This window comes from Streptomyces speibonae (assembly GCF_984686075.1).
The window spans coordinates 1,429,286-1,451,907 of record NZ_OZ480260.1 but is presented as its reverse complement, the minus strand read 5'-3'; the positions used below and the strand labels follow the sequence as shown (position 1 = coordinate 1,451,907).

Sequence of the window (22,622 nt, the reverse complement as noted above, 5' to 3'; positions counted from 1 at the left end):
GGCGGCTCGTCGCACCGGGGTGCCCCCGCCGTCGGCGAGGGCACCCCGCCCTCATCACCGCCGGCCGAGGCGCCCGACCGGCGGTGGCCGCCGTCCGCGACAAGAAGTGACCGTGCCTCGGCACGGCATGCCGGACGACCACGCTCCACCGGGGCCGACGGCGCAGCCGCGTTCGTGGAGTTCGGTGAGGAGGGCCGGTGTCGGTGCCGGCCCCTAGCCTTCGCATGTGAGTTCAACGACCCAGTCCTATGCCTACATGCACGAGTCCGTCGTGCGCACCACTCCGACCGGACGCTGCCTCGTTCTGGAAACATCCGGCGGTGCCACCCCGGTCGGCGAAGCGGCGAATCCGCGGTTCTTCGACGGGTTCCTGACCGCGCCGGCCGCCGCGGCGACAGCGCTGCTCGCGGTCGCCGACGTCGCCGCCAGCCGCTACTACCGGCCGCGGCCGTCAGCCTTTCTCGACCCGGTCATCACGGCCGGCGGCGACCGTTTGCGGCTGGAGTCCTTCTCCGCCTGCTGCGGAGTCCACGCGCGCCTCGACGTCCTGGCCCCCGGCCTGGACGGTGACGACGTCGGCCACGGCACCACCAACGTCGACATCAACCCGCCACTGCGACTGGCACTCGCCAGGATCGGCGGCCTGGACCCGTTGCACCTGCGGGTGGGACCGGACGGTCTGGAAGCCACCACCTTCGACGGCCGGTTCGTGGAGAAGAAGGTCCCGCTGCCGGAGCGCTGGCTGCGCGGCTTCGCCGAGGCCCAGGTGATCGCGGCCGGCCTCGTCCCGCGCGCCGAGATACCCGCCGCGGAGGCGGCCGCCGTCCTGCGGTCGTTGCCGCGGCCCACCCAGCGGTCCGGCGCGCACACCACACGCTGGGTGGTTCCCTCGGGCCGCACCCTGCGCCCGGCGTCCAGGCCGTCGCCCGGTGCCGTGTGCCTGCCCGGCTGCGAGCGACTGCGAAGTCTCCAGCAGGTACTGCGCCACGCGTCGACGGTGCGGGTGTACGCCCCGGACCCGGAGCGGAGTCATGACGAGTGGAGCCGGAGCCGGCAGGACCCGGCCGCGCCCGTCGCGTGGGAGGCCTCGCTGCCCGGCATGCGGCTGACGCTCCTGCTCTCCTCGCATGCCTCGCGCGGCTTCTCCGGCGAGGGGGGCGTGCTCGACGACCTCGCCGGCGGACCGGTGGCCCGGGACGCGGACCAAGTGGCGGAACTGCTGGCCTGGGAGCCGAAGATCGACGTGGCCGACCTGTCCGCGCAGTCCGGCCTCCGGCCCGGACGGGTCCGCGCGGCCCTGACGATGCTGGGGACGTCCGGGCAGATCGGCTACGACCTCGCGGAAGAGGCGCACTACCACCGGCACCTGCCCTACGCCGCGGGCGCCGCCGACATCCGCAATCCGCGGCTGCGCGGAGCCAAGGCCCTGGTCGCACAGGGCGCGATCCGCATCGACGGCGCACTGGCGTGGGTGGGGAAGGGTGAGCACGCCTACCTGGTCCGCATCGAGGACGGCGAACGCATGAGCTGCACCTGCTTGTGGTGGGCGAAGTACCGCGGTGGTCGCGGTCCGTGCAAACACGTACTCGCCACCCGCATGGTCCGGAACACGGAGAAGGAGTCGGCGCGGTGGAGTTGATGGCACTCGTAGAGGCAGGTGACGTCCCGGGCGTGCTCCGGGCACTGGGCGAACTCGGCGCGGAGCAGCGCGCGGCCCACTTGCCGGAACTGAACGCCCGCTACGAGGAGATGGGCCTCTCCGGCTGGAGGGAACTCACCGACGAACAGTTCGTGGCCCTGGCCGGCGCACGGTTGGGCTGCCAGGTGACCCCGGACGCCGCAGCCCGCTACCTCCACTCGGGCTATCGCTACGGACCCCCGCACGACGACTGGATGATCGACGTCGTCGACCTGTTCCCCGTCGCATGGCGGACCGAACTCGTGGCGCGGCTCGACGAGGAGGTGCGCAAGCGCAGCGGTTCACAACGCCTCCACCTCGTCGTCGACCACATCGTCCGCACCACCGGCTGCCCGATGCCGGAATCCGACTACTTCGTCCAAGGCTGGCTGAGCAAGCACTCCTACGGCCCGGCGGACGGTCTCCTGGACCAGCTGCGCGCGGACCCGCTGACTCCCAGGCTCCTCCCCCTGGCCATGGAACAGTCGTCCCTCACCAGCACAGTACTGTCCGTGCTGTGCACCTTCGCCGCCGAGGGGGTCGTGGACCGTGCCGCGCTCGTCCGCCGCGTCTTCGCGATCGTGGCCGACCAGCATCCGGCCGCCGCCATCCACTACTGGCAGGCCGTCCCCCTCACTGCCGACGAGCACGCCCGAACCGCGCCCGAACGCACTGCCCTGGCCGCGAAGCTGCTCGCACGTCTTCTCCAGGACGGCACCCCCAAGACGCTCAACCCGGTCATGACGTTCCTGCGGGCTCTGGCCCTGACCCCGGCCGAAAACGCCCCCTTCCTCCGGGACCACGTGGCCATGCTCGACCTGTCGTCCCCGGTGGCGTCCTACGGACAGGAGGTCCTGCGCGAACTGGACGAGGCCGGGCTGCTGGAGGAGGACGTGCTGAGCGAGGCAAGCGAACGCGTCCTCCTGCGCCCCGAGAAGAAACTGGTACGCGCGCAGCTCTCCTGGCTCGACCTGGTGGCACGGCGGGAGCCGACGCGCACGAGCCGGCTACTGACCGACGCGGCACTCGCCTTCGGCCACCCGGACATGTCCGTGCAGGAGCGCGCCCTCAAGCTCGTCGCCCGCCATCTGAAGAACACGGACGGCCAGGTGCGGGCGGAACTCCGGACGGCTGCCGCGTCGCTCGGACCGGGACTGTCCGCACGCGCCGCGGAGCTGCTCGGCACAGAGGACGACACGCGCACGGAGCGCGTCGCAGAGCCCGAGACCCTCCCCTCGCTGCCCCCGCACCGGCCGGCACCGGGCCCCGTCGAGACCGCCGTCGAGGTGGCCCAGGAACTGGCGGTGGTCCTCACGGACGACGACGTGATGGCGTTCGAACGCGGGCTGGACGGGCTGGTCCGCCAAGCCCGACTCGACCGTGCGGCGCTGTGCCGGGCGCTCGAACCGGTCATGCGCAGGCAACCGGGCGTACATCGCGACTGCGGGCAGAGCGATCTGTACGACGTGGCGGCGGCCATGCGCGGTGACGAGCCGAGGACCCTGTACGGTCGCCCCTACCGCCGGATCAGCCACGGCGAGGCCGTCTCCCCGCCCGGCAAGTTGCTCATGGCGCGCCTGAGGGAGGCCCTCCAGGTGATCGAGTCCGGCACCCAGCCCTTCCTGCTGGCTCTGCCGACCCACGTCACCGGCGCGGTGGACGCGGGCGAACTGGTGGAGCGCATCGCCGAGCTGGAACGTATGCAGGCCGAACCGGCACCGGTCGATCTGGCGCAGGCCTTGTTGCGGGTGACCCCCACAGAGGATGAGCAGGTGCGCCGCGCCGCCGGTGACCTGCGGTCGGACGCCGGTCGGCGGCTGGCGCGCTGGCTGAACGAGGCCGGTCTGCCCCACCAGGACTCGACTCCGGACACATGGCCGGCCGCCGATCCGGCCGACGCCCCGCCCGGAATGTGGGAGCCCGCGGTCCCCGGATCGCGCCAGGACCTCCGCCTTCCGCCGGTCGCCGCGGCCGTGTTCGGCACATACGATGGTGACGCGTCCCGCACCGGCGGCTACATCCTCTACGACACATACGCCGCGCCGTATTGGGTGGCTCAACTGCCACACCACCGCGACGAGGTGGCCGCACGTGCCAAGGACTCGGTGAACGCCCGCATGCTCGCGCGGCTGGCCGAGGCGGGCGGGCCGGCGGGATACGCACTGCACTGGCAGATCGCCCGGAACATGGACGACGACCGTGATGCCGCGGTGGACGCCCTGCTCGTGCTCGCCGCCCGGGGACAGCTGGACGGCCGGCTGCTCGCGGGTCAGTTGCAGGCGTTGATACGCGATGGACGGAGCTCACCGAGGCGAGTCGTCGACGGACTGCGCGCGGCGGCCCGGACCGGCGCGTACGCCACGGTCTGGTCCGTACTCGAGGCCGCCCTGCCCGCGCTGCTGCGCGGCACACCGGTCCGGGATGCCGGGGCGTTCCTCGCCGTCGCGGTCGAGTGCGCTTCGCGCTGCGCGGCCAAGGGCGTGATTCCCGAGGTCGAGGCGGTGGCCGCGCGCACCGGATCGAGCCAGACGGTGAAGCACGCCAGGCTGCTGCGAGACGTCCTGCGCTGAGCTCATGCCGTGGGGCCCGGCCCGCACGGCGTCGCCGCAGGTCCGGTGGAGTGCCGATGTCGTGAGCCGAGCCCGGCGGGTGAAAGCCGCCGGGCTCGGTGTGCACCTGGTATGTGCCGACTACGCCACCACAAGGGGGCCGGCGCGCTTCAGGCGCTCGCCAGGTCCGCGCTCCTGGTCAGTGCCTCGTTGGCGTCGATCTCGTGGCGCAGCCGGTCCAGACGGGCGCGTGCTCCGGCGAGCGCGTCGGAGCCGAGCAGCAGTCGCAGCGGCGGGGTGCCGGCGTCCACGGCCGTGGCGATGGCCGCGGCGGCCCGTACCGGGTCACCGGGCTGGCGGCCGGACACGCCCAGCGTGGCGTCACGGCGCTTGCCCGCGGTCTGCTCGTAGTCCTCCATGCGCGTCGGGGACTGCTGCATCGACGTTCCCGCCCACTGGGTGCGCAGGCCGCCGGGTTCCGCGATGGTCACGGAGATGCCGAGCGGGGCGAGTTCCGCGGCCAGCGACTCGGACAGACCCTCCAGCGCGAACTTCGTGGCGTGGTAGTAACCCGTCGCGGCGAACGCCGCCAGGCCGCCGAAGGAGGAGACGTTGACGACGCGTCCCGAGCGGCGTGCCCGCATGCCGGGAAGCACGGCCTTGAGGACCGTCACGACGCCGTGCACGTTGGTGTCGTACAGGGCACGGACCGCGGCGTCCTCACCCTCTTCCACAGCGGCCAGGTAACCGTATCCCGCGTTGTTGACCAGGACGTCGATACGCCCGAACGCCGCCTCGCACGCCTGCACGGCAGCGGTGACCGACCCGGGATCGGTCACGTCCAGCCGGAGAGCCAGCGCGCGTTCGCCGTACTTGGCGGCCAGATCGGTGACCGATGCCGGGTTGCGGGCGGTCACGGCCACCCGGTCACCCCGCTCGAGGGCGTGCTCGGCCAGGGCACGGCCCAGACCGCTGGAGCATCCGGTGATCAGCCACACCGGGGACGCATTCACTTCGTTCGACATGCCTTCATGCCACCAGACCGCCGGCTCATGTGCCACGCCCCCTTGAGGGTGGCTCTCGCAGGGCCACGCACGAGCGGCAGGACCCCGCGAGCAGAGGCTAATCTGCACACATGGCACCTGACGACAACCGGCTCGGCTCCTTCCTGCGCTCCCGCAGGGAGAAGGCGGACCCGGCCTCCGCGGGCGTCGTCGACACGCGGCGGCGAAGGGTCAAGGGGCTGCGCCGCGAGGAACTCGCGCTGCTCGCCGGGCTCAGCCCGTCGTACTACACCCGGCTCGAGCAGGGCCGCGACCGCCGCCCCTCCCACGAGATCCTCGAAGCACTCGCCCGTGCACTGCGCCTGGACGACACCGAGCGGGCCTATCTGTGGTCGCTGGCGGTGCCGACGCCGGGCCCGGCCGGCCAGGAGGCCCAGCCCGCCCGCACCGTGCGGCGGGGGGTGCTGCACCTGTTGGAGCGCTGGTCCGACCTGCCCGCGTTCGTCGTCTCCCCCCGCCGCGATGTGCTGGCCGCCACCGAGCTCGCTGCCAGGGTCAACCCGGCATGGACTCCGGGGGCCAACCTGATCGAGTTCACCTTCCTCGACCCCCGGGCACCGAAGGTCTACCCCGACTGGGACGAGATCGCTCTGCAAGCGGTCACGGGTCTGCGTGCCACCGCGGTCGCGCACCACGCGGAACTCGACGCCTTCGTGACGGGGATGCGCGAGCGCAGCGAGGCGTTTCGCGCGCTGTGGGACTCCCACGACGTGCAGGAACGCGTCGTGGGTGAGAAGCGGATCGCCGTCGAGGACATCGGTGTCCTCCGTCTCAGCTTTGAGACCTTCGCCCTCGCCGGGCCGGAGGGGCAGGTGCTGTACGTGTACTTCCCGGGGCCCGGCACCTCGGACGACGAAGCCCTGCGCGGCCTCGCCGCATGACAGGGGCAGGCCCCGTTCGAGCGGGCCGTCACCGATCCTCTCGACGGCGGGACCGTGAAGACCGGCCGTCCGGCGCGCGGCGGTGAGACGAATGCCCCGCGAGCACCGAAAGCACCGCGGGGGGAAGGACATTGACGAGGGCCAGCGCGGCTTCCTCTGCCACCGCGTACCCCTCCCGCACACCGAGGACGGCGTTGACCAGGCAGATGCCCAGCCACAGCGGTATGAAGAAGACCGCCGCGGGACTCGGCACCCGGCCGGGCGGGCCGGCCGCCGTGGCGAAGAGCGCACAGCACCACGCCAGGGCCCCGCCGGTGAGCAGGAACGACAGTGTGCGGAAGCCGTCCAGCGGGACAGGTCCGGGATGCCACGCGTGCAGGGCCCGCCACCCCCCTGCCACGGCCAGCGCGGGAACCGCCAGCACGACGCAGAACAGGGCGGCCTCCGTGCGCCGTCGGCGGCCGGCGGCCAGGCCGGACACGAGGGTGAGGAACCCGGCGGTGTACCACAGCGGCAGGACCACCACCGCGGTGAGCACGGCGGTGGCGGGGGCGGGCCGCTGGGCCGGGTCGAACAGGACCGCCAGGGTGAAGACGCACGCCGGCAGCAGCAGGGCGACGAAGAGAAGACGAAGGGCGCGCACGGCAGGACTCCTCGTGGGGCGTGGACGTCGGCCGGCCGCCGACGGGACTGCGAACGGGCTGTGTCTACGGCGCCGCACCCACGGAGCCGGCACGGCGCTGCTGTCGGGGCGGTCCGCGGCCGACGGCACGCCGCTCGGCGTGCCGCGAGCCGTCAGGCCTCCGGCGTCGGTGACATCCGGTGGATGGCCCCCTCGGTCTCCGCGAGCCGCCGGCCCGTCCCGGCGTGGCGGCGCAGGAGTGTCCCGGAGGCGATCGACACAGCCGTCTCCGCCGGGCCGGCACCGCCTCCCCAGGTCGGGCCCCGCGGGGGAACAGAGCCGTGCCGGCCGGTCGTCCCGCACCGTCGCGGCCCGCAGCGACACCCTGCGCTGCCCGGCCGTTCGGCGTGAGCCCAGGGCACCGACGTAGGCGAGGTCCATCTCCAGCGCGGCCCGCAGCGGGGGCCCGTCGAAGCGTTCGAGCACCGGGACGCCGTCAGATCATGAGTGCCCCGGGCCGCCGGGGGGAGCCGAGCCGTACGCCGATACGACCGTCGCGAGTCCGCACGGTGTGCCGGCCTCCCACCAGCGGTGGAGCTGCTCCCACAGGTCGTTCACCGGTCCTCCGCCGCTCCGATGATCTTGTCCTGGGTGATGGGCAGGTCGCGGATCCGGCGCCCGGTGGCGTGGTAGACGGCGTTGCCGATGGCGGCGGTCATTCCCGTCATCGGGGTCTCGCCGAAGCCCCGCGCGCCGAGGGAGTCGGGGTTGGCCGGGTCGGGCTTGTCCACGAAGCCCATGTGTACCTCGGGGATGTCGGCGTTGACCGGTACCAGGTAGCCCGACAGATTGGGGTTGACGATCCGCCCCAGGCGCCGGTCGACCAGGGTGTGCTCGGACAGGGTGAAGCCGACGGCCCAGACCGCGCCGCCGATCCCCTGACTGCGCAGGGTCCTGCGGTTGAACACCCGGCCGGCGTCGAAGAACCCGTGCATGCGGGTGACGCGGACCTGTCCGAGGCCGGGGTCGACGCGGACTTCGGCGAAGCACGCCCCGGTGGAGTAACCCGGGGGGATGAAGACCGGTTCGGTGGTGGCCTCGACGGGTTCCCCGTGTCGGGCGACGACCGCGCGGACGGTGTCACGGCGCGCCCGCCGGTCGGTGTCGTAGAGGGTCCCGTCCTCGACGGCGATCCGGTCGGCCGGGATGCCGTGCAGGGGGGAGCGGGGGTCGGCGACGGTGATGTCGATCAGGGTCCGGCGGGCCGCGGTGCAGGCTCGGTTGACGGCGGCGCCGACACCGGGAACCGTGGCGGACGCGGCGGAGACGAAGGCGAACGGGTAGTCCGAGTCCCCGAGTTCGAAGCGTACGTGCGCGAGGTCCAGGCCCAGGCTCTGTGCGGCCACTTGCGACATCACGGTGTAGGTGCCGGTGCCGATGTCGTGGGTGGCGACCTGGACCGTGGCCTTCCCCTCGGCGGAGATCAACACGCGGGCGCCGGCTCCGGGCCGTCCGCCGGCCGTGTGCGCGGCGGTCGCCATGCCCCAGCCGATCAGGGTGTCGCCGTCGCGCATCGACCGCGGGCGTGGATCACGTTTGTTCCAGCCGAACGCGTCCGCGCCCCGGCGGTAGCACTCCTTCAGGTGCTTGCTGCCGAAGGGGGCGCCGTCGGCGTCGGGGTTGTCCGCGGTGTAGTTGCGCAGCCGCAGCTCGATGGGGTCCATACCGAGTTCGTAGCTCAGTTCGTCGAGCGCCGTTTCCAGGCCGTGGGAGGCGACGACCTCCGGTGACCGCATCATGCTCGGGGCGGGCAGGTCGAGCTGCACGGCCCGCTGCGTCACCCGCAGGTTGGGGCAGGCGTACAGCATGCGGGTCGGCTCGCTGGTGTTGAACAGCAGATCCTCGGTACGGCTGACCTGGGATGTGGTGACGTGCTCGATGGCGGTGAGGGTTCCGTCCCGCTTGGCTCCGATCCGGAGGCGCTGGTGGGTCTCGGGGCGGTGGCCGTGGGAGGTGTAGGTGTGTGCGCGCGAGAGCACCAGTTTGACCGGGCGTCCCAGCTCGCGGGCGATGGCGGCGGTGATGAGGGTGTGCGGCCACACCGGGCCCTTCGCTCCGAAGCCCCCGCCCAGGAACCGGGAGATCACCCGCACGTCGGCGGGGGGCACCTCGAGCGCCTCGGCCAGGGTGGCCTTGGTGGCGTTGATGCCCTGCGCGGTCTCGTACACCGTCAGCTTCCCGTCGTCCCAGACCGCGGTCGTCGCCGACGGCTCCAGGGCGTTGTGGTGGTGCATGGGTGTGGTGTAGCTGACGTCGATGCGTACGTCGGCCTGCGCCAGGCCCGCCCCGGGATCACCCCGGGTGATGTCGTTGGGACCCTTCAGCCCCGGCTCGGGGACATAGGCCTCGTCCATGGCTTCGGTCAGGCCGGCCCGGGGGGTACGGGCATCGTAGGTGACCTTGACGAGTGAGGCCGCGTGCCGGGCCTGCTCCGCGCTCTCCGCCACGAGGTAGGCCACGGGCTGGCCGCTGTGGTGGATGTCCGCGTTCTGAAGGGGAATGACCCGTTTCCAGTAGGCCGTCCCCTGCCCCGTGGGGACCACCAGCTCGGGCATGTTCCGGTGGGTGAAGACGGCGACCACCCCGGGTGAACGCTCGGCGTCCCGCACGTCGATGCCGGTGATGCGCCCGCCGGCAACGGTGCTCAGCGCGAGGAAGCCGTGCAGCGCCCCGCGGACCTCGGTGTCCGCGGTGTAGGTGGCCGCGCCGGTGACCTTGGCGCGCCCGTCGATCCGGGCGAGAGGGCTGCCGACGATCGGGCTCATTTCAGGCCTCCCAGGTCCTGGAGAACGTCGGCCAGGGCACGCTGCACCAGCTCGACCTTGAACGCGTTGTGTTCGCGGGGCCGGGCGCCCTCGACGAGGGCCCGGCCGGCCGCGGCGATGGTGGTCCGGGTCAGACGGCGCCCGCGCAGGGCGTCCTCGGCCTCGGGTGAACGCCACGGCCTGGGCGCGATGCCGCCGAAGGCGAGCCGCACATCGCCGACCCGTCCCCGTTCCCGCGTGAGGGCGGCGGCCACGGAGACCACGGCGAACTCGAACGAGGCACGGTCGCGCAGCTTGAGGTAGCGCGAGCCGGCCGCAAGGGGGCTTTGCGGGATCTCGACACCGGTGATGAGCTCACCGTGCCGCAGCGCGTTCTCCTTGTCCGGGGTGGAACCGGGCAGGCGGTAGAAGTCCCCGAAGGGGACGGAGCGGTGGCCGTCCGGTCCGAGGACGGCCACCGTGGCGTCCAGGGCGGTCAGCGAGACGGCCAGGTCCGACAGGTGGACGGCGATGCAGTGATCGCTGCCGCCGTGGATCGCGTGCCATCGGTTCTGCCCGTCGAGGGCCGGGCAGCCGCTGCCGGGCTCACGCTTGTTGCAGGCACTGCCGGGGTCCCGGTAGTACCAGCAGCGGGTCCGCTGCATGAGGTTCCCGCCGATGGTGGCCCTGTTGCGCACCTGGGGGGACGCGGAGGCCAGCAGGGCCTCGGAGACGACGGGGAACCGCTCGCGGACCACCGGATGATCGGCGACGTCCCCCATCCGGGCCGTGGCCCCGATGTGCAGCCGGCCCCTGCTCACCCGTATGTCCGACAGGTCCAGCCGGCTGACGTCCACCACGAGGTCCGGGGCGAGGACGCCGTCCTTCATCAGATTCGTCAGTTCGGTCCCGCCGCCGATGAACGTGCCACCGGGACGTCCCGCGACCAGGTCGACGGCGTCGGAGGCACGCGAGACGCGTGTGTAGTCGAAGAGTTTCACTTCCTGTGTCCCTTCGCCGCGTCGCGCACCGCGTCGACGATGTTCGGATAACAGCCGCACCGGCACAGGTTGCCGCTCATCCACTCACGGACTTCGGCGTCCGATCCGGCGTGGCCCTCCTGGATGCAGGCGACGGCCGACATGATCTGCCCCGATGTGCAGAACCCGCACTGGAAGGCGTCCCGTCGGATGAAGGCCGCCTGTACGGGGTGCAGTTCGTCCCCACGGGCCAGGCCCTCGACCGTGGTGATCTCCCGCCCGTCCTCCATGACGGCGAGGGCCATGCACGATTTCACCCGCTCGCCCTCGACGAGGACGGTGCAGGCGCCGCACTCACCGCGGTCGCAGCCCTTCTTCGTCCCCGTCAGCCCGACACGCTCACGCAGCGCGTCCAGCAGGGTGACCCGGGACTCGACCGTGAGGGAGCGCTCCACGCCGTTGACGCGGAGTGTGATGTCGGCCGTCGGGGCCTGGGCCGGCGGTGCGCTCCGCACGTCGGCGGGGCTGCCTGCCGCGATGCTCTCCATGCCGCCCGAGGCGGCGACGGCGACGGCGCCGACGGCACCCGCCTTGAGCACGGTGCGGCGGCTGTGTTCCTCGGCTGTGTGGTCGTGATCGTCGGTGTCCGGCATACGTCTGTGTCTCCTGGCGGGAAGTGGGACGGAAAGGGTCTGCGTTCCTCGGCTCGGTGCGGCTCGGTGCGGCTCGGTGATCAGGGCTTGGACAGGGGGGAGCTGTGCTCCTGCGCGGGGGAAGGGGATGCGGTGGCGCGACCTGAAAAGCACGCGGACCACCCGTGATGCATCACCGATGACAAACTTGCTACATCGACGATAACATCACAGCGATGTGGGTCAAGTGTTATCATCGATCGCATGACGGCCTCCGACACGACAGCCCACCCGCGCGAGCGCATCCTCCAGGCGGCGGCAAACCTGCTCGCGAGCGGAGGACGTGAGGCGGTCTCGACCCGCGCGGTCAGCGCGGCCGCGAACGTCCAGGCGCAGACGATCTACCGGCACTTCGGAGACATGCAGGGACTGCTCGACGAAGTGGCCCGCCGGGGATACGCGTCCTACCTGGCCGCCAAGCAGGACAACCTCACCACCGGTGACCCCGTCGACCAGCTGCGGCGCGGCTGGTCGATGCATGTGTCCTTCGGGCTCGCCAACCCGGCTCTCTACCGGCTGCTCAACACCGACCCGCGTCCGGGCGCGGAGACCAAGGTGAACAGCGAGGCCGGCAGCCTGCTCCTGCGGCTCGTCACCCGGGTCGCCGAGGCCGGCAGGCTGCGGACGGGGGTCGAGGAGGCGGCGGCGATGATCCACGCCGCGGGTGTCGGGGTCACGCTCACGCTGATCAAAGCCGACGCCGCGGGCCGGCTCGCCGACCACGAGGGCCTTGCGGAGCGCACACGCGAGGCCGTGTTCGGGGCACTCGTCACCGACCCCGACGACGGCCCGGCCGAGGGCACACGCGCCGCGCGCCGCGCCCGGCACGCCGTCGCCCTCAAGGCCCTGCTCGACGACGGGGAGCAGCCCTTCACGCCGGGGGAGTACGCGCTGCTGGGCGAGCTGCTCACGCGGCTCGCCACCGCGGCCGCGGACGGTGCGGAGAACGACTCCGCCACGGAGTTCGGCAGCTGAGACGGCGCGGCCGAGGTCCGCTGCCGTCGTCCTCCACGGACGGGGCAGCTGTCACCGCCGCCTGGTGCGGCGTGTGACGAGGCGCGGCGGCCGTGGACGGGCATCCCGGCGCCCCCGGGCCACAGCGGCTCACGAGGGGCCGGCGCGAACCGTCCGAGCGGATCCTCCGAGCCGGCGTTCCCGGACGGCTATGCGGAGCCCTCATCGTGTTCCGTACCGGCTGCCGGGTCGAGCCGTGTCCAGACCTCGGTGAGGTTGCGCAGGTCCTCGTCGGTGAGCCGGTCGAAGAAGAGGGTGCGCAGATCGCCGTACTGCTGGCGCCACGCCTTGCGCAACAGCGTCTTTCCCTCCCGGGTCAGGACAGCCTCGAAACCGCGGCCGTCATCGGCCGACCGCCGCCGCTCGATCAGTCCGCGACGCTCGAGCCGGTCGGCGAGCCGCGTGAACCCGCCGCTGGTCATCAGACTTCGCTGGGCGAGGTCCGACATCCGCATCCCCTTGCGACCGGCCTCGCCGAGCAGCGCCAGTACGCCGTACTCGGCCATGCTCACGTTCAGCGGAGCGAGCCCGGCCTCGATCGCGCGCCAGATTCGATCATGGGTGAGCAGGAACCCCTGCCACGCCGCGTATTCAAGCTCGCTCAGCTTGTCGCTCGCCATGAGCAGCACGGTAGCGGGAGCACGGCTCGGGAACCAAGCGAAGTTCCTGCCTGCGCACGCACTGACCTGGGCGTCGGACCGACGCCACCGACGCGGACCAAGGGTCCGGCACGCAATGGAATAATTATCTGCGCAGGCAGGTTACTGAGTGTGGACGAACCCCCTGCCGGCGGCGCCGGGCGCCACCGACCGCAAAGAGAGGAACCTCCCCATGTCGTTCGAGATCGGGGTCATGACCTTTGTCGAGGTCACGAAGGACCCGGCCACCGGCGTCCTCCCGTCCCCGCGACAGCGCGTCCGCGAGACCATCGAGCAGGCGCAGGTGGCCGACCAGGTCGGGCTGGACGTGTTCGGCGTCGGCGAGCACCACCGCACCGACTTCGTCGGATCGGCGCCGGCCGTCCTGCTGGCAGCCGCCGCGGCGAAGACCGAGAACATCAGGCTCACGAGTTCGGTCACCGTGCTCAGTTCCGAAGACCCGGTGCGCGTCTGGGAACAGTTCGCCACCATTGACCTGCTGTCCGCCGGGCGTGCCGAGATCATCGCCGGACGCGGCTCCTACACCGAGTCCTTCCCGCTGTTCGGCTACGACCTCAAGGACTACGCGGACCTCTTCCGCGAGAAGCTCGACCTCCTGCTCAAGATACGCGGGCAGAACCCTCTGACCTGGCAGGGCCGCTTCCGCGCTCCCCTGGTGGACGCGGACATCGCACCGCGCGCCGACGGCGACACCATCCCGGTCTGGGTCGGTGTCGGCAGATCGCCCGCATCGGCCATCAGCACCGGCCGGCTCGGCCTGCCGATGGCGATGGCGCTGCTGCTCGGCCCGCTGGTCTCCCACAGGGAGACCGCCGACCTGTACCGGATGGCCGCAGCGGAAGCAGGTCACGACGTGACCGCGCTGCCGATCAGCATCAACGCGCACGGGTATGTCGGACGTACCAGCCAGGGCGCGCGGGACACCATGTATCCCTATTTCGCCAACGGCATGATGGAGAACAACCACCAGCGCGGAGCCGGTTTCCCCCTCTCCCGAGCCGTGTTCGACGCGCAGTCGTCACCGGCGGCAGGGCTGCTGGTCGGCAGCCCGCAGGAAATGATCGACAAGCTCCTCACCTACCACGAGGTGTACGGCCTGAACCGCGCCATCATCCAGATGGGCTTCGGCGGGATGCCGCAGAAGGAACACCTGGAGGCGATAGAGCTGCTCGGCACCGAGGTCGCACCTGTCGTGCGCCGGGAGACCGCGACCCGAGAAGGGGCTGTGTCATGACCACACTGCTTGGCAGCGAGACAACGGGTGCCACCCGCACCACCGGCCCGGCGCTGCGCGTCGTGGTCGTCAACGGCAGCCCCAGCCGGCCGTCCAGGACCATGGGGCTCGTCCGCGTGATCCTCGACACACTCGGTGAGGTGCTTCCGGTCGAGACGTCCCAGATCGATGTGTATCACCTGGGCGCGGCATTCACCGGCACGGTCGAGCGCGACGAGGCTCCGGAGGAGGTGCGGGCAACGCTCCGCCTCGTCGAGGAAGCCGATCTGCTCATCGCGGCCGCTCCGGTCTACCGCGGCTCCTACCCCGGCCTGTTCAAGCACTTCTTCGACCTGATCGACCAGTACGCGCTCGCGAACAAGCCCGTCCTCCTCGCCGCGACGGGCGGGGGCGACCATCACGCGCTCGTCCTGGAACACGCGCTGCGGCCGCTGTTCGGCTTCTTCCAGGCGTTGACTATCCCGGTGGCGTTCTACGCCTCGTCCGGTGACTTCGACGGTACGACTCTGCTCAACCCCCGCGTCCACGGACGCATCGAGGTCGGACTCGCCGACGTGGTGGACCTCCTCAAGTCGCGGGCTACGGGCTCCCGGGCGAGGACGCACGACACGGAGGCGGGCACCCACGACATCGTGAAAGAAGGCTGAAATGACGCACAACCCTGTGCCTCAGCCGGTGAAGCTCGGCGAGCGCGTGACCTACGACGTACCTGTTGAGCGGGTGGCCCGGGCGACGCTCACCCGGTCCGAGGCCGGCAACCTGGCGGATGTCCACCTCTTCTACGAACTCGATGCCGCGTACCGGCGTGCCGCGGCGGACGACTCGATCTCCGTGTTCGTGCTCGCCGCGGAGGGCGATGACTTCTCGCTCGGGCACGACGTCGACTCGCTGTTCAGCACCGACGGGATGAACCAGGTGACGCTGGAGGGCGGCTTGAACCTCGGTGGTGTCGAGGGCGACATGGCCTGGGAGAACGAGGTCTTCCTGCAACTGCACTGGCGCTGGCGCAACTTCCCCAAGCCGGCCCTTTCGGCGGTTCAGGGGCGAGTGTTCGCCGGCGGCATGATGCTCATGTGGCCCACTGACCTCATCGTGGCCAGCGATGATGCTCAATTCGCCGATCCGGTCACGGCGTTCGGCATCAGTGCGGTCGAGTTGTTCATGCACCCGTGGGAGTTCGGTCCCCGGCGTGCGAAGGAGTTGCTGTTCACCGGGAACATCCTCACGGCACCGGAAGCCAAGGAGCTGGGCATGGTCAGCAGGGTCGTCCCCCGGGCCGACCTGGAATCGGCCACGCTGGCCCTCGCCGAGCGGATCGCGACCCGTCCCACCGCCGGCCTGAAGATGGCCAAGAAGGCTGTGAACCAGACCCTGGAGATACAGGGCCAGTGGAACGCGTTGCAGGCAGCCTTCGGACTGCACACCCTCGGCCACGCCCACAACCGGATCGCGCACGACGGCTCCTACATCGACCCCGCCGGCTTCCCACTGGTCGCCGACATCTGGGACCTGCCGAAGGAATGGGAGGACTCGGAAGACGACTCCTGACACCGCGCCACTCGCCCCGGCCGCGCGCGCACCGTACGGACCGCGTCCTCGTGTTCGACTGCTTCAGCCCCGCTGCGGGGAAGAGACGGTCCCGGCCCGTCCGCGGATGCCGTCACAGGCTCAGCAGCAGGTCCCCGACCTCGGCGGGCCGGGACAGGAAGGGGTGGTGGCCGGCGTCGAGTTCGACGACGCGGTCGGCCCGGCGGGCGAACTCGTGCTGCAGGCGCGCAGGGGTGCCCCGGTCCTGGGCGCAGACGAGGTAGGTCGAGGGCACCTGCTGCCATGCGGCCGCCCCGACGGGCTGCCCGGTCACCCGCACGCTCTGCCGGGCGAGGTGGTCCGCCGCCCGCGCCTGGATCTCGTGGTCGCAGTCCTGCAGGAATGTGTCCACGAGCAGCTCGGGGCGGACCCCGAAGGTGCCGGCGTCGGGGTCGACGTCGAGGAACGGTGCGGGGCCACCGTCCCCGAAATCCGACAGGCTCTGCCCGGCCTCGGGCAGATAGCTGGAGACCAGCACCAGGTGGCGTACGGACCTGACGCCCGCGGCGGCTTCCGCGGTGACGATGCCGCCGTAGCTGTGGGCGACCACGACGGTCGGCTCGTCGCTGTCCCGCAGCGTCTGCCGCACCGCCGCGACGTCCTCGGACAGCCCCGGGCCGCCGGCGCCCGCGGGCAGGCCCGCCTCGCCGCAGCTCGGCAGCGCGGGGGCCACGCTCCGCACCCCTCGCTCCCGCAGCAGCCCGGCGGTGCGGTGCCACCACCACGCCCCGTCCCGCACGCACGCCCCATGCACGAACACGACCCTCATCGCTACCTCCACGTCCGCCTCGACCGCCTTCGACCAACGGTAGACGTAGCGACTGTTACGTGAAAATGTGTTCGATATGGGTAGACGGCCGCAGCCAGACATCAAGCACCGGCTGCTCGACGCCTGCACCGATTACGCCCTCGAGCACGGCCTCCCCGACCGGCTCGGGCCGCTGACCACCGCCACCGGCACCTCGGCCCGCATGCTGATCTATCACTTCGGCACCCGCGACGCCCTGTTGCGGGCCGTCCTCAGGCACGCACGCCAACGCCAGCTCGACACCTTCGGCGACCTCCTGCGGGTGCGACCCGACGAGCCCTACACCACCACCCTGGATCGCGCCTGGACCTCGATCACGGGCCCGGACGGGCGGCCGTACCTGCGGATGTTCGGCCAGCTGCGCGAGGACGCAACGCAACGGTTGTGGCCCGACTTCCGACGCGTCGCCACGACCGACTGGCTCGGACCGCTCGAGGAGGGCCTGCGCAGCATCGGCCGGCCGGAGCTGGCGACGCTGGTCCTCGCCGTCATACGTGGTCTCCTCATGGACCTCGACGCCACCGCCGACACCACGCGCACCGACCGGGCCTTCCGCGACTTCCTCGCCGCAGTCGAGCACCTGCCCGGCGACGGCCGCTCCACCACCTAGACGTAGCGCCTCCAGCAGGGTGAAACCCGAGTCTGCGACGGGGCGGACCTCCACCAGGCCCTGCGGCTGATGCTCGGCCGGCCGCAGGATGAACGGGGATGCCTCTGGCACCAGCGTGCACACCGGACGCCTTCGGCCGCCACCGATCTGCAGGACGGCGGGGCCACCCTGCGGTGTGGCCACCGTCGCTGCCCTGCCCGTGGCCATGTCCGACGAGTCCCGCTCGGTCGAAGCGGCGCCGGGCGGCAAGGGCGCCTTCGAGCCGCTGAAGACCGTCTGGTGATACCTGACGAGCCGATTCGGCGGAGGGGATGCCTGCTCCCATGGCGATCGGGAAAGTGGAGCCGGCCCCGCGGTGCGTGGGCCTCTTAACCCGGTCCGCCCAGCATGATCTTCCACACCCGGGTCGCGACCTGCAGGTTGAGGCGGTCCTCCACACTCGTGAGGTCATGGCCGCTTATCTCACGGATGCGCTGGAGCCGGTAGCGCAGCGTGCTGCGGTGGATCGCCAGGGATTCGGCGGTCTCGGCGTAGTTGCCACCGCAGTCGAAGTACCGGGACAGGGTCTCCACGAGCGCTGTACGGTGCCGGCCGTCGTAGTCGACGAGGGGGCCGAGCCATTCCCGAACGAACGCCTCCAGCTCCTGGTATTCGTTTCCGGGCCCCAGGATGCGGTAGAGGCCCAGATCGTCGAAGAACGTCGTGCCGTATCGCCTCCGGGACCGGCGGCGTACCTCCAGAGCGCGCAGTGCTTCCTGGTAGTGGCCGGGGATACCGTCCGGGGTGTCACAGCGGGCGCTCACCCCGATCGTCCCGTCCGGTGTTCCGGTCTCCCGGGCGAGCGTCTCGTACAAGGCGTGGTCGTGGGGGCTGCCCTCGGCGACCAGGACCACGTGGTCGGAACGCCGAGTCACCAGCGACGGCATGCCCACGGCCGACGCCGCACGGCCCACGGTCCGCGCGAAAGCGTCGTCCGCGGCCCGGTTCCTCCACTGCACGACGACCACGTACTGGATGCGGTGCAGGTCGTGTCCGAACGCCTCGGACCGGGCGTAGGCGCTTGCCTCGTCCGTGCCCCCCAGGAGATCGTCGACCAGTTCGCGGCGTAGCCGCAGCTCGGCCTCCGCCAGATGGCGCAGATGCGACAGTTCCACGGCGAGTGACGTGGCGGCGTGCTTCAGCGCGCACACGGTGTACTCGTCGGCGTCGCCCTCCGGATCGACCAGGGCCAGTACTCCGAGGATCTCACCGCGGGGGCGTATCAGGGAGAGCAGCCTGTCGTTGATGCGCACGGGTCCGTCTCTCCGGGCGATCCCCTGGAGCATCTCCTCATGGCGTGCGGGGTCCGGATCCGGATAGGGGTCGGGCCGGCCGGGACCGGTCCAGGACCGTAGTCGGCCGAAGCGGTCCTCCACCAGCACGGGAAATCCGATGAGCCCATGCAGTGCGCTGGTGACGGCCTCCTCGCCGCCGCCCGAGGCAGCGACCTCGGCGAAGGTTTCGTGCACGGCCCGTTGATATCCCAGCTCGACCACGAGAGTGATCAGCCGCTGTTGGAAGCCTGCCCGTTCCCGTCGCAGTCGGTGCAACTCCAGGGCGTCTTCTCGCCGGCGGTGGTGCGCGACGGCGACCGACAGGGCCGCGGCGGTGAGGCGTACGAGCGTGGCGAGCAGGAAGTGCTGGGCGTCGGTAGGCCGCGAGCGAGACGTCACCACAAGGTAGCCGTGCAGTCCACCGGGTCCCTGCAGGGCCAGGGCACGCCCCCTGGACCGGCCGGGAACGGTGACGGGGACGTCCCGCCCTGTCAGCTCTCGCACCGTCCGGTCCACGGCTGACGCATTCCCCTGCCCGACCTGCGGGCCGGGGACCATATGGCCGTGCACCCTCAGGTATCCGGCCTCGGCTCTGTACGGGCCGACGGCCGACACGTAATCCATGGCCAGGCGCAGGATGTCGCTTTCATCGCGAGTGTCGAACAGGGCCTGAGAGGCTGCCAGCAACTTGTGGCATGCCAAGGCGGAAAGGGGGCGGCGAGATCCTCGCCGCGAGATCGTGGGGTGCTGTCCCAGGCGGCCCGGTGGAAGGCCACCTTCCCGGTCGGGACGGCGTCGGTACACGCTCCGGCCCCTGAAACCGGCCATGGGATTCCTCCCTGCCCTGAGTCCCCGGAGAGGTGACAACGCCTCTTCCTCTACATCCCCCGGACCCAAAATACCCGAAATATCTGGAGTGTCCCCTTCGTGCTCGCAGGGGGACGAACTCCGTTGTTCTTTGACCTGCCGGATGCAGGCGCAGAGCTGATCGGTTCGCGAGTCTGGGGCGTGTCGGGGGCCGCCGTGGCCACCGGCAGGAAGGACTGGGCGATGAGCGAGCAGCCTCGTAGGGCCGTTGCCACGTACGAGACGTACGAGGATGCCGAAAGCGCTGTCGACCACCTCTCGGACCAGGGGTTTCCCGTGGAGAGGGTGGCCATCATCGGCCAGGACGTCCGCCTCGTCGAGCAGGTCGTCGGCCGTATGGACTATGGCAGGGCCGCCATGTACGGAGCGGCGAGCGGGGCCCTTCCAGGAGCGTTGATCGGCTGGCTCTTCGGCTTGGTCGACTGGGTGGACCCGCTCGTATCCACCCTGCTCGTCGCCCTTTACGGCCTGATTTTCGGAGCGATTGTGGGCGCGCTGTTCGGCCTGCTGCTGTACGCCCTGCAGGGCGGCCGACGGGACTTCGCATCCGTCCGCTCGATGCAGCCCAGCCGGTATGACGTCGTCGTGGACGAAGCGGTCGCCGACGAGGCGGTACGGCTGCTCGGCGGGTTGCGGACCGCCGGTGCCGGTGGACGTCCCGCCCGTACCTGAACGATCGGATCCGCAGTGCCGGCGCTTGCCGCCGCACAGAAGGAGTTCCTCATGGCCAAGGCAGTGGGCATCGACCTGGGCACCACGAACTCGGTGATCGCCGTGTGGGAGGGCGGCGAAGCCTCCGTCGTGCCCAACACCGAGGGCAACCGTACGACACCGTCCGTGGTGGCCTTCACCGACACCGGGGAACGGCTGGTGGGCCAGCTGGCCCGACGCCAGGCGATCCTCAACCCCAAGGGCACCATCTACTCGGCCAAGCGGTTCATCGGCCGGCACTTCGACGAGATCCCGGACGAGGCCAGGGCGGTGGCGTACGACGTCGTCGAGGGCCCGGGCGGCGTCGCCCGCTTCAAGGTGCGCGACAAGCTCCACGCGCCCGAGGAGATCAGTGCCCAGGTACTGCGCAAACTCGCCGACGACGCCTCCAAGCAGCTCGGGGAACGGGTCACGGAGGCGGTCATCACCGTGCCCGCCTACTTCAATGACGCCCAGCGCACCGCCACCAAGGACGCCGGGCGGATCGCGGGACTGGAGGTGCTGCGGATCATCAACGAGCCGACCGCGGCCGCGCTGGCGTACGGCATGGACAAGAAGCAGCACGAGACGGTGCTGGTCTTCGACCTCGGCGGCGGCACGTTCGATGTGAGCATCCTCGACGTGGGCGACGGCGTAGTGGAGGTGCGTTCCACGGCAGGCGACAGTCATCTGGGCGGTGACGACTTCGACCGGCGTCTGGTGGATTACCTCGCGGACGACTTCCAGAAGGAGAACGGCATCGATCTGCGCAAGGACCCGCAGGCCCTGCAGCGCCTGTTCGAGGCGGCGGAGAAGGCCAAGACCGAGCTGAGTTCGGTGACGCAGACGCAGGTCAGCCTGCCGTTCATCACGGCCGATGCCTCGGGGCCCAAGCACCTCACCGACTCGGTCATGCGGTCCACGTTCGATCAGATCACCAGTGACCTGGTGGAGCGGTGCCTGGAACCGGTCCAGCAGGCCCTGGCCGACGCCAAGGTCGGCGAGAGCGACATCGACGAGGTGATCCTCGTCGGCGGCTCCACCCGCATCCCCGCCGTCCAGTCCCTGGTGCGCCGGCTGACCGGCGGCAAGGAACCCAACATGAGCGTCAACCCCGACGAGGTCGTGGCCCTGGGTGCCGCTATCCAGGCCGGGGTGCTCAAGGGCGAGGTCAAGGACGTCCTGCTGCTCGACGTCACACCCCTGTCCTTGGGTGTCGAGACACGCGGCGGCGTGATGACGAAGATCATCGAACGGAACACCACCATCCCCGTACGCCGCACCGAGACCTTCTCCACCGCTGAGGACAACCAGCCCGCCGTCGACATCGTCGTCCTGCAGGGCGAGCGTGAACGGGCCGCCGACAACCGGGTGCTCGGCCGCTTCCAGCTCACCGACATCCGCCCGGCGCCGCGCGGCGAACCGCAGATCGAGGTCACTTTCGACATCGACGCCAACGGCATTCTCAACGTCAAGGCCCGAGACCGGGACACCGGCAAGGAACAGGGCATCACCATCACCGAGAGCTCCAACCTCGACCGTGGCGAAGTCGAACGCATGGTTCAGGAGGCCGAGCGCAACCAGGGCCAGGACAAGGCCCTGCGCGAGGCCGTCGACGCCCGCAACGAACTCGACGCCATCGCCTACCAGGTCGAAAAGCGCCTCGCCGAGCTGGGCGACGCCGCACCCGCGCACGAGAAGTCGCGCGCCGAGATGCTGGTGTCGGACGCCCGGGCGGCGGTCAAGGAGGAGGCAGGCGTGGAGCGGGTGCGCCCCCTGACCTCCGAACTCCAGCAGGTGCTGGCGGGGCTGACGGCGCATCAGGCCGGCGCCACCACGGGCGGTACCGACCAGAACACCACCGGTGACGGCGCGACCGGTGGCGGCCCGAGTGGCGGTGACGACGACGTCATCGACGCCGAGTTCGACAAGGACTAGGGAACCGCCATGCCGATCCACCCCAGGGAATCCGACCCGGCCGTGCCGGACCCCGCCGACCCGGCTCCGGAGGGCGCCGTACGCCCTCCCCGAGGGGATCTTCCGCGCTCGAGCCCGCCGACCGGGCCGGGGTCCGACACCGACGAGGAACCCGGCCCCGACGCGGCCGGGGGTCCGGCACCGTACGAGGACCAGCACACGGCCGAGCTCAGGGAACTCGAGGACCGCTGGCGGCGCGCGCTCGCCGACCTCGACAACCTCCGCAAGCGCCATACCAGGGAAATGGAGCGGGAGCGGACGGTCGAGCGGTCCCGCACGGCCGCCGCCTTCCTTCCCGTGCTGGACAACCTCGAACTCGCCCTGACGCATGCGGGATCCGACCCCGACGCGATCGTGGAGGGCGTCCGGGCGGTCCGCGACCAGGCGGTGAACGTCCTCGAACTGCTCGGCTACCCACGGCATGCGGAGACCGGCGTCGCCTTCGACCCGGCCCGGCACGAAGTGGTCGGCGTCGTCCAGGACCCCGACACCCCACCGGGCACGGTCGTCGAGGTGCTGCGCCCGGGATACGGAGACGGCGAACGCCAGCTCAGGCCCGCCGCCGTGACTGTGGCGAAGCGGGAGTGACCGGT

The 22,622-nt window shown here is 71.0% G+C and carries 19 protein-coding genes and 1 pseudogene; 11 read left to right on the top strand and 9 right to left on the bottom strand.

Annotated elements, in window-relative coordinates:
• Positions 1-226 precede the first annotated feature (226 nt).
• Positions 227-1,639 (top strand): SWIM zinc finger family protein, encoded by a 1,413-nt coding sequence (locus AC5L3C_RS06440; RefSeq protein WP_493647511.1) that lies wholly within the window; start codon positions 227-229, stop codon positions 1,637-1,639.
• A complete protein-coding gene (locus tag AC5L3C_RS06435) occupies positions 1,639-4,248 on the top strand; it encodes a DUF7824 domain-containing protein (protein ID WP_125503185.1) in 2,610 nt (869 codons plus the stop codon). The genes AC5L3C_RS06440 and AC5L3C_RS06435 overlap by 1 nt, the downstream gene beginning before the upstream one ends.
• Positions 4,249-4,397: 149 nt before the next feature.
• On the opposite strand, the gene AC5L3C_RS06430 is transcribed toward AC5L3C_RS06435, so the two are convergent.
• Positions 4,398-5,252 carry an oxidoreductase gene (locus tag AC5L3C_RS06430; RefSeq protein ID WP_125503183.1) on the bottom strand — a complete coding sequence of 285 codons (855 nt, stop codon included), beginning with the start codon at positions 5,250-5,252 and terminating at the stop codon, positions 4,398-4,400.
• Positions 5,253-5,362: 110 nt separating this feature from the next.
• Between AC5L3C_RS06430 and AC5L3C_RS06425 the strand changes: the two genes are divergently transcribed.
• Complete coding sequence (locus tag AC5L3C_RS06425) at positions 5,363-6,172, top strand: helix-turn-helix domain-containing protein (RefSeq protein WP_125503181.1); 810 nt, start codon at positions 5,363-5,365, stop codon at positions 6,170-6,172.
• Positions 6,173-6,200: 28 nt separating this feature from the next.
• Here the strand turns inward: AC5L3C_RS06425 and AC5L3C_RS06420 are convergent, their stop codons facing one another.
• The 5 genes and pseudogenes from AC5L3C_RS06420 to AC5L3C_RS06400 form a co-directional block, all read right to left on the bottom strand.
• The gene (locus AC5L3C_RS06420; RefSeq protein ID WP_125503179.1) at positions 6,201-6,815 is read right to left on the bottom strand and encodes a hypothetical protein; all 615 of its coding nucleotides are present in this window, start codon (positions 6,813-6,815) and stop codon (positions 6,201-6,203) included.
• Between the two features lie 342 nt (positions 6,816-7,157).
• Positions 7,158-7,235, bottom strand: a pseudogene (locus AC5L3C_RS06415) (hypothetical protein); the annotation flags it as partial.
• A 173-nt stretch (positions 7,236-7,408) separates the two neighbouring features.
• Positions 7,409-9,619 (bottom strand): xanthine dehydrogenase family protein molybdopterin-binding subunit, encoded by a 2,211-nt coding sequence (locus AC5L3C_RS06410; protein WP_493647508.1) that lies wholly within the window; start codon positions 9,617-9,619, stop codon positions 7,409-7,411.
• On the bottom strand, positions 9,616-10,599 hold the full coding sequence (locus AC5L3C_RS06405; protein ID WP_493647506.1) for an FAD binding domain-containing protein: 984 nt from the start codon (positions 10,597-10,599) through the stop codon (positions 9,616-9,618). Before AC5L3C_RS06405 ends, AC5L3C_RS06410 begins: the two co-directional genes overlap by 4 nt.
• Positions 10,596-11,231: a (2Fe-2S)-binding protein gene (locus tag AC5L3C_RS06400; protein WP_493647504.1), complete on the bottom strand. Its 636-nt coding sequence runs from the start codon at positions 11,229-11,231 to the stop codon at positions 10,596-10,598. The genes AC5L3C_RS06405 and AC5L3C_RS06400 overlap by 4 nt, the downstream gene beginning before the upstream one ends.
• 243 nt (positions 11,232-11,474) lie before the next feature.
• Between AC5L3C_RS06400 and AC5L3C_RS06395 the strand changes: the two genes are divergently transcribed.
• Complete coding sequence (locus AC5L3C_RS06395) at positions 11,475-12,245, top strand: TetR/AcrR family transcriptional regulator (RefSeq protein ID WP_493647502.1); 771 nt, start codon at positions 11,475-11,477, stop codon at positions 12,243-12,245.
• A gap of 188 nt (positions 12,246-12,433) precedes the next feature.
• On the opposite strand, the gene AC5L3C_RS06390 is transcribed toward AC5L3C_RS06395, so the two are convergent.
• Positions 12,434-12,904: a MarR family winged helix-turn-helix transcriptional regulator gene (locus AC5L3C_RS06390; protein WP_493647501.1), complete on the bottom strand. Its 471-nt coding sequence runs from the start codon at positions 12,902-12,904 to the stop codon at positions 12,434-12,436.
• A 211-nt stretch (positions 12,905-13,115) separates the two neighbouring features.
• On the opposite strand from AC5L3C_RS06390, the gene AC5L3C_RS06385 reads away from it, so the two are divergent.
• From AC5L3C_RS06385 to AC5L3C_RS06375, 3 genes are read left to right on the top strand one after another with little or no spacing between them, the layout of a single operon-like run.
• On the top strand, positions 13,116-14,177 hold the full coding sequence (locus AC5L3C_RS06385) for an LLM class flavin-dependent oxidoreductase (RefSeq protein ID WP_493647499.1): 1,062 nt from the start codon (positions 13,116-13,118) through the stop codon (positions 14,175-14,177).
• Positions 14,174-14,824 carry an FMN reductase gene (msuE, locus tag AC5L3C_RS06380; protein WP_493647497.1) on the top strand — a complete coding sequence of 217 codons (651 nt, stop codon included), beginning with the start codon at positions 14,174-14,176 and terminating at the stop codon, positions 14,822-14,824. The genes AC5L3C_RS06385 and msuE overlap by 4 nt, the downstream gene beginning before the upstream one ends.
• A gap of 1 nt (position 14,825) precedes the next feature.
• Positions 14,826-15,725, top strand: a complete 900-nt coding sequence (locus tag AC5L3C_RS06375; protein WP_493647495.1) for an enoyl-CoA hydratase — start codon at positions 14,826-14,828, stop codon at positions 15,723-15,725.
• A 112-nt stretch (positions 15,726-15,837) separates the two neighbouring features.
• Here the strand turns inward: AC5L3C_RS06375 and AC5L3C_RS06370 are convergent, their stop codons facing one another.
• Positions 15,838-16,533, bottom strand: coding sequence for an alpha/beta fold hydrolase (locus AC5L3C_RS06370; protein WP_125503168.1), 696 nt, complete (start codon positions 16,531-16,533; stop codon positions 15,838-15,840).
• Positions 16,534-16,609: 76 nt separating this feature from the next.
• Here AC5L3C_RS06370 and AC5L3C_RS06365 point away from each other — a divergent pair, with 76 nt between their 5' ends.
• Positions 16,610-17,182: a TetR/AcrR family transcriptional regulator gene (locus tag AC5L3C_RS06365; protein WP_125503166.1), complete on the top strand. Its 573-nt coding sequence runs from the start codon at positions 16,610-16,612 to the stop codon at positions 17,180-17,182.
• 368 nt (positions 17,183-17,550) lie between these two features.
• Here AC5L3C_RS06365 and AC5L3C_RS06360 read toward each other — a convergent pair whose 3' ends face one another.
• Entirely contained in the window at positions 17,551-19,323 is a 1,773-nt protein-coding gene (locus AC5L3C_RS06360) for a PucR family transcriptional regulator (protein ID WP_493647493.1), read from the bottom strand.
• 222 nt (positions 19,324-19,545) lie between these two features.
• Here AC5L3C_RS06360 and AC5L3C_RS06355 point away from each other — a divergent pair, with 222 nt between their 5' ends.
• Genes AC5L3C_RS06355 through AC5L3C_RS06345 form a run of 3 tightly spaced genes read left to right on the top strand, consistent with a single transcriptional unit; the run spans position 19,546 to position 22,617 of the window.
• The gene (locus AC5L3C_RS06355) at positions 19,546-20,034 is read left to right on the top strand and encodes a YflT domain-containing protein (protein ID WP_493647491.1); all 489 of its coding nucleotides are present in this window, start codon (positions 19,546-19,548) and stop codon (positions 20,032-20,034) included.
• Positions 20,035-20,085: 51 nt separating this feature from the next.
• Positions 20,086-21,990, top strand: a complete 1,905-nt coding sequence (gene dnaK, locus AC5L3C_RS06350) for a molecular chaperone DnaK (RefSeq protein ID WP_125503160.1) — start codon at positions 20,086-20,088, stop codon at positions 21,988-21,990.
• 9 nt (positions 21,991-21,999) lie between these two features.
• Positions 22,000-22,617 (top strand): nucleotide exchange factor GrpE, encoded by a 618-nt coding sequence (locus AC5L3C_RS06345; RefSeq protein ID WP_125503158.1) that lies wholly within the window; start codon positions 22,000-22,002, stop codon positions 22,615-22,617.
• Positions 22,618-22,622 lie beyond the last annotated feature (5 nt).

Excerpts from the sequence above, each read along its gene's own strand:
- msuE (WP_493647497.1), top strand. The coding sequence starts at position 14,174 with ATGACCACACTGCTTGGCAGCGAGACAACGGGTGCCACCCGCACCACC.
- dnaK (WP_125503160.1), top strand. The coding sequence starts at position 20,086 with ATGGCCAAGGCAGTGGGCATCGACCTGGGCACCACGAACTCGGTGATC.
- AC5L3C_RS06425 (WP_125503181.1), top strand. The coding sequence starts at position 5,363 with ATGGCACCTGACGACAACCGGCTCGGCTCCTTCCTGCGCTCCCGCAGG.
- AC5L3C_RS06385 (WP_493647499.1), top strand. The coding sequence starts at position 13,116 with ATGTCGTTCGAGATCGGGGTCATGACCTTTGTCGAGGTCACGAAGGAC.
- AC5L3C_RS06435 (WP_125503185.1), top strand. The coding sequence starts at position 1,639 with ATGGCACTCGTAGAGGCAGGTGACGTCCCGGGCGTGCTCCGGGCACTG.
- AC5L3C_RS06365 (WP_125503166.1), top strand. The coding sequence starts at position 16,610 with ATGGGTAGACGGCCGCAGCCAGACATCAAGCACCGGCTGCTCGACGCC.
- AC5L3C_RS06390 (WP_493647501.1), bottom strand. The coding sequence starts at position 12,904 with ATGGCGAGCGACAAGCTGAGCGAGCTTGAATACGCGGCGTGGCAGGGG.
- AC5L3C_RS06400 (WP_493647504.1), bottom strand. The coding sequence starts at position 11,231 with ATGCCGGACACCGACGATCACGACCACACAGCCGAGGAACACAGCCGC.
- AC5L3C_RS06360 (WP_493647493.1), bottom strand. The coding sequence starts at position 19,323 with ATGGCCGGTTTCAGGGGCCGGAGCGTGTACCGACGCCGTCCCGACCGG.
- AC5L3C_RS06370 (WP_125503168.1), bottom strand. The coding sequence starts at position 16,533 with ATGAGGGTCGTGTTCGTGCATGGGGCGTGCGTGCGGGACGGGGCGTGG.
- AC5L3C_RS06345 (WP_125503158.1), top strand. The coding sequence starts at position 22,000 with ATGCCGATCCACCCCAGGGAATCCGACCCGGCCGTGCCGGACCCCGCC.
- AC5L3C_RS06375 (WP_493647495.1), top strand. The coding sequence starts at position 14,826 with ATGACGCACAACCCTGTGCCTCAGCCGGTGAAGCTCGGCGAGCGCGTG.
- AC5L3C_RS06430 (WP_125503183.1), bottom strand. The coding sequence starts at position 5,252 with ATGTCGAACGAAGTGAATGCGTCCCCGGTGTGGCTGATCACCGGATGC.
- AC5L3C_RS06395 (WP_493647502.1), top strand. The coding sequence starts at position 11,475 with ATGACGGCCTCCGACACGACAGCCCACCCGCGCGAGCGCATCCTCCAG.
- AC5L3C_RS06355 (WP_493647491.1), top strand. The coding sequence starts at position 19,546 with ATGAGCGAGCAGCCTCGTAGGGCCGTTGCCACGTACGAGACGTACGAG.
- AC5L3C_RS06410 (WP_493647508.1), bottom strand. The coding sequence starts at position 9,619 with ATGAGCCCGATCGTCGGCAGCCCTCTCGCCCGGATCGACGGGCGCGCC.